This window comes from Neobacillus cucumis (genome assembly GCF_023715505.1).
Genome location: NZ_JAMBOH010000069.1, coordinates 1 through 3,633, shown reverse-complemented (window position 1 = coordinate 3,633; position 3,633 = coordinate 1). Strand labels below are relative to the sequence as shown.

The 3,633-nt window shown below is 38.3% G+C and carries 3 protein-coding genes and 1 pseudogene; 3 read left to right on the top strand and 1 reads right to left on the bottom strand.

Annotated elements, in window-relative coordinates; genetic code table 11:
• Nucleotides 1-331 precede the first annotated feature (331 nt).
• Nucleotides 332-1,138, bottom strand: a complete 807-nt coding sequence (locus M3226_RS31170) for a peptidoglycan endopeptidase (protein ID WP_251573363.1) — start codon at nt 1,136-1,138, stop codon at nt 332-334.
• A 254-nt stretch (nt 1,139-1,392) separates the two neighbouring features.
• Here M3226_RS31170 and M3226_RS31165 point away from each other — a divergent pair, with 254 nt between their 5' ends.
• The 3 genes and pseudogenes from M3226_RS31165 to M3226_RS33000 all read left to right on the top strand — a co-directional run.
• Complete coding sequence (locus M3226_RS31165; RefSeq protein ID WP_251573361.1) at nt 1,393-2,643, top strand: C40 family peptidase; 1,251 nt, start codon at nt 1,393-1,395, stop codon at nt 2,641-2,643.
• A gap of 92 nt (nt 2,644-2,735) precedes the next feature.
• Nucleotides 2,736-2,873 carry a hypothetical protein gene (locus M3226_RS31160; protein ID WP_251573359.1) on the top strand — a complete coding sequence of 46 codons (138 nt, stop codon included), beginning with the start codon at nt 2,736-2,738 and terminating at the stop codon, nt 2,871-2,873.
• Nucleotides 2,874-3,497: 624 nt separating this feature from the next.
• Nucleotides 3,498-3,633 (top strand): annotated as a pseudogene (locus M3226_RS33000) (IS256 family transposase); the annotation flags it as partial.

The window sequence follows — 3,633 nt, the reverse complement described above, 5'->3', positions numbered from 1 at the left end:
AAGATACCCTTAAAGAGAGTAACAAAAAGATTCAAAAGTTAATTAAAAGTCAACTACAGCAATGGATCGCGGGCTTGCCTAACTATATCAAGGCATACCTGCCTATTTCAGTCTGCGAAAGTTGAGTTAATTATATTAAAGCCTCTTCATTTTTGAGACGAGGTGTTACTTTTTTATATGATAATATTAGTGTCAAATAGTTATTTTGAAACAAAACGAAACCCTATATAAATGAGTAGCCATTTTTCATGGATTAGCTTCCACTAATTCTGCTGTGCAGATAAAATAAACCCATCTTCAAATCGAAGATGGGTTATGTAGGTTCGTTCCATTATAATTGTCTTGCACCAAGATATCGAGATTTCCAATAAGAGTTATTCATGGAAGTAATTTCTACTCCCTTTGACGATCCAGCATGAATAAACTGACCATTACCGACATAAATCCCCATATGTGAAGGACCTTTCGTATAGGTTTGATAATAAACAAAATCACCAGCTGATAAAGAAGAAACTGGCTTCGTTGTCTTCCAATACCCATCAACAGTCAGACGGGAGGCAGATTTTTGTTTGTTTATCACATAGTGAATTAATCCACTGCAATCAAATCCCTTTGGCGTAATTCCCCCCCACTTGTAAGGGACTCCAATCACTGCTTTTGCGTCTTGTATTAACTTAGCTTTATTAATCGTGGCCACTGCAGGTTTAGCCACCGCGGGTTTCGCGGGCGTCACCGTTACATTACCACTATTCACTTTTAACTGTTGGCCTATTTTAAGCTTGTCGGATTTCAGATCATTCCATGATTTAAGCTGTGTCACTGTTATCCCATATTTCTTGGCGATGGATGACAAGGTATCACCAGATTTAACCGTGTATACTGTTGAAGACGGGCTGGTGCTAGTTTTAGCCACGACCTTGCTTTTTTCAGGAATATATAAACTCTGACCTACTTTAAGTCGATCACTAGATAGTTTATTTGCCGTCTTGATTTGTGATACTGATATATTATATTGCTTGGCATACTTCGATAAAGTATCCCCGCTTTTTACCTTTACAGTCGCAGCCAGGGCTGAAGTGCTATATAACGATGTCCCAAATACGGTAGCGGTTACAAATGCTAAAAGTTTCTTTTTCATTTTTTCCCCCAAAATTATATCTATTACTAGTTTACTGGCTATCCTGGTAGATTGCTATAATATGTCGACATTCGTTACAAAAATGTAATGACTTTGTAATGTTTTGTCGTTTAATAGTAGAGGTAGTGCGGTAAACAGAGAATAATGATCTAAATTGTTAATTCTATGATAATTATGGGGAATTTTTCTGAAAATATTAGCAAACTATGGTAAAATTAATAAAAATATGAAAATATGAGGTGAATTTTACCTAGATGAAGAAAACTATCGTTCGCACTCTCTCGACAACTGCACTCTTTTCGACGCTTTTTGCGGGTTCCGCCCTGGCGTCCACATACAAAGTTCAAAAAGGTGATTCTCTTTCAAAAATTGCCTCAGAACATAATACAAGTGTTCAAGAAATCAAAAATTTAAACGGGCTAAATTCTGATCGAATTTATGAAAATCAAACGCTGCAAATCTCCTCCACCGCACCTACTGCTTCCGTTCAGGCGTTTCAGCAAACAACTTATAAGGTTGTCAGCGGGGATGCCTTAATTACGATAGCCAACCGCTTCAATGTCACGGTCGGCGAGCTGCAGCAGTGGAATGGCCTGAAAGGTACCTTGATTTATGCCGGACAAACACTAAAGGTATCTGCTCCTGGAAAAACGGTTACGGTGACTGCACCGGTGACTTCTTTAACGAAGGTGGCTGCCAATAAAACCACCACAATCACTACAGCCCAGACAGCAACTACTTCTTATACCGTTAAAAGTGGGGACTATTTAGGTAAAATCAGCAAACAGTATGGAATGACCGTCCAGCAATTAAAATCACTAAATAACTTAAAATCTGACCTAATTTATGTCGGACAAACCCTTAAAGTTTATGCGAAGCAAACAAGTACTCCTGCTCCAACTACAACGACTGCTCCTACAGCTGCTAAGCCGGCAGCACCACAACCAACCGTTGCCACAGGGAATTATGTTGTTAAAAGTGGGGATACACTTGGGAAAATTGCCGTGACCTACGATATGACCGTCCAAGAATTAAAGTCACTCAATAACTTAAAGTCTGACATGATTTATGTGGGGCAAACGCTTAAGGTTACAGGCACCGCTGATTCCGTAACTACAACAGCCCCGGTTACTGAGTCAGATATAGCCGCAAAGATGGTTTCCACTGCCAAAAGTTTAATAGGGATCCCATATGTTTGGGGCGGCAGTACGACTTCCGGGTTTGATTGCAGCGGGTTTATTTATTATGTGGCGAATAAAGCAGGGAAATCGCTGCCTCGTACTACAGCAGCAGGCTATTATGACCGCAGCTATTATGTGAACACTCCGAAGGCTGGCGACCTTGTATTTTTCGAAAATACATATAAACAGGGTATCTCCCATGTGGGGATCTATCTTGGTGATAATCAATTCATCCAGGCCGATGGAACCCATGGCATCATGATATCGAATTTAAATAATTCATACTACAAGGCTCATTTTACAGCGTTTAAGCGTCTCTATTAAAAAAATCTCCCAGTTTGGGAGATTTTTTATGTATAAAAGAGTAATAGATTGGGAATAGTAATAGTAAAGAAGTTCAAAGGGAGATGGAAGATATGAATGATCAATTACTGCTATTATCTGAATTTGTGAATGAAGACGGTTTTGAATTGAACAGCTATCTTACTCATCTATTCGAGCATTTTTCTAGTCTATCAAACCATGATGATATTAATTCGGGGCCAGCCTTATAATAACGAGTTCACTTTAGAGGTGCAATAATAAAAAGACACACTGGATTTCACTTTGGAGATCGCAGTGTGTCTTTTTGTTGTGATATCAAGACAGTGTGCGGTTTTTACTTCTTTTCCACATTCGAAAATAGGTAGTTATTCTAAACTACGAAATAATTTTTTGAAGTGATTTTTAGTGTGAATAATAGGAGGATTGTATTGTGGTAACCTTTTGTATTATCACTTATATTTGAGTAGTTATTGACTATCCAAAATGCTTTTTTTCACCAATCCCGGTCGTCAATAGCCTTGATTGACTACTCAAGATGCTCTTTTTTCCCAATCTCGGTCGTCAATAGCCTCGATTAACTACCCAAGATGCCCTTTTTTCCCAATCTCGGTCGTTAATAGCCTCGATTAACTACCCAAGATGCCCTATTTTCACAATCTCGGTCGTTAATAGCCTTGATTGACTACCCAAAATTCTCTTTTTTCCCAATCTCGGTCGTCAATAGCCTCGATTGACTACCCATGATGCTCTTTTTTCGATTAAGTCCGTATAATTGTGTAAAAAGAAAAGGAGTCAATTTAATTCCTCTTGTCAACAATGTTAACAGCGACGAAAACAATGAGGAGGAATTAATCATGACTCACATTCAGTTTAACCTAAATATTGATGATTTAAAAGACTATGTAATGAATTCCGATTTAAACACTGTTATTAAAGCTTCCCTTGTTCTAGTTTTAAATTCAGTGATGGAAAAAGAACGTGATGACTATT